Source organism: Parvimonas sp. D9, assembly GCF_035282565.1.
GTDB classification, from domain to species: Bacteria; Bacillota; Clostridia; order Tissierellales; family Peptoniphilaceae; genus Parvimonas; species Parvimonas micra.
Genome location: NZ_JAYKBM010000043.1, coordinates 1 through 556, shown reverse-complemented (window position 1 = coordinate 556; position 556 = coordinate 1). Strand labels below are relative to the sequence as shown.

1 protein-coding gene is annotated in these 556 nt (G+C 51.4%); it reads right to left on the bottom strand.

All coding sequences use genetic code 11. The features are described 5' to 3' along the window. The coding region (locus VJI94_RS07935; RefSeq protein ID WP_324008954.1) for a hypothetical protein at positions 1-556 on the bottom strand (556 nt) is incomplete at both ends.

Here is a 556-nt window from a genome sequence, read left to right as displayed (position 1 = left end):
CAACCCTCACGGCCACCAAACCGCTCTAGCTGCGTGTCTTCCCAGTTGACGTCATATTCGATCTCTTCCTGTCCCTTATAGAGATGGGTAATGATCGAACGCTGAATGATGTCTGCATTGCTGAACGGCTGCTTAATTGCGGTCACTGCAAACACACACTTGACAGGTGTCTCTACAACGTCATTATCCGAATAGAGCTTACGCCGTTCAATAACTGGGTTGTGCGCCGTTATAACTCGGCAGAGTTCGTCTGAGAGTTCCTGGCGGAGGCTGTTGTCTCCCATGTGTACGTTATCGGTGACATGCAAACCACCTGCACCAGAAACAGATGCCGTCCAATCTCTTAGGTCCTTCGGTGCGTTACGTAGCTTAGCCACACCCGACATAATGTTTAGGCGCAACTGATACAGCGTCGACTTACCAGAACCGGGCTCGGCGATCATCATTTCGATAGGCAACTGCGTCCCACGCCACCGATACATCCAAGGGCTAATGCAATAAAGCAATGCCAGGATTTTGCGGTCACGATCGTCTTCCGAGTCCTTAACCCGCGCAC